Source organism: Ralstonia sp. RL, assembly GCF_001683835.1.
In the GTDB taxonomy this organism is placed as follows: Bacteria; Pseudomonadota; Gammaproteobacteria; order Burkholderiales; family Burkholderiaceae; genus Ralstonia; species Ralstonia mannitolilytica.
Window position 1 is genome coordinate 1 of record NZ_LWRX01000051.1, and the last position, 1481, is coordinate 1481.

General features: G+C 64.0%; 1 protein-coding gene. It reads left to right on the forward strand.

Features of this window, described 5'->3' with window-relative positions; genetic code table 11:
* Window positions 1-1481: DEAD/DEAH box helicase (locus A6M56_RS05190; protein WP_502686882.1), on the forward strand; the 1481-nt coding region annotated here is incomplete at both ends.

Below are 1481 nucleotides of genomic sequence, written 5' to 3' on the forward strand. Positions count from 1 at the left end.
TGGGCGACAGCTATTTCAACCATCTGGCGAACCTGCCCGACCTCGTGCTTCTGATGGACGAATCGCACCGCTACCGCGCCAGCGCAGGGGTGCGGGCCATCAACGAACTAAAGCCTTTGCTCGGTCTGGAAGTGACGGCAACGCCCTTCGTGGAGTCGAGCCGAGGGCCGGTGCCGTTCAAGAACGTGGTGATGGATTACCCGCTGGCGCGGGCGATGGAGGACGGCTTCGTCAAAGAGCCTGCGGTCGTTACCCAGCGCAACTTCGACTCCAAGGCGCATACGCCGGAGGAAGTGGAGAAGATCAAGCTGGAAGACGGCGTGCGTCTGCACGAAACCACGAAAGTGGAGCTGCTGACTTATGCCCGCGAGAACGGCGTCAAGCCGGTCAAGCCCTTCATGCTGGTTATTGCGCGCGATACCACGCACGCGGCGCAGCTCAAGTCGCTGGTCGAGTCGGCGCAGTTCTACGAGGGCCGCTACGCGGGCAAGGTGATCCAGGTGGATTCCAGCCGCACCGGCGCGGAAGAGGAAGAGATGATTTCGCGCCTGCTAGCCGTGGAGAGCGTGGACGAGCCGACCGAGATCGTGATTCACGTCAACATGCTCAAGGAGGGCTGGGACGTGACCAACCTCTACACCATCGTGCCGCTGCGCGCTGCCAACGCGCGCACGCTGATCGAGCAAAGCATCGGGCGCGGCCTGCGCCTGCCCTATGGCAAGCGCACCGGTGTGGCGGCGGTAGATCGCCTGAACATCGTTGCCCACGACAAGTTTCAGGAGATCATCGACGAGGCCAACCGTGGCGATTCGCCGATTCGCCTGAAGCAGGTCATCCTCGACGCGCCCAGTGCCGACGATAAGAAGGTGAGCGTGCAGGTCGCCTCCGGTGCTGCAGCGCGGCTTGGACTGACGGATGCCGCGCCCGCTGTCGATCCAGCCTCAGCAGTCGCCCACGGCGGATCGGGGGGCGGCGAGGCCAAGCCTGCACCGGCGCCAGTGTTCACCACCGAAGTGGAGAAGCAGGCGGCGCGCATGGTCATGGAGGTGATCGGCAAATATGAGGTCAAGCGCGATCTCGTGCCGACCAGCAGCGCGCTGCTGAAGCCAGAAGTACAGCAGGAAATCCTTGCGGAAGTGGCGGAACGTTTGCGCCCGATGCAGGGCAACCTGCTGGCGGGCGTGGACGAGGCCGCTCCCGCCCTTGACCTGTCGGCCGTTGTGGCGAAGACGACGGAGATCGTCGTTCAGCAGACCATCGACATCCCGCGCATTGCCGTGGTGCCCAAGGGCGAGGTCACGACCGGCTTCCGCCCCTTCAAGCTGGACGTGAGCCGGCTTCACCTGCAACCGGGCGAGCGCGAAATCGTCGGCCAGATGCTGCGCACCAACGAGCAGTTCACGCTGGCTTCGGAAATCGGCCTGAAAGAGCAGCGCCCGGAGGACTACATCGTCCACGCGCTGGTGGACTTCGACGACATC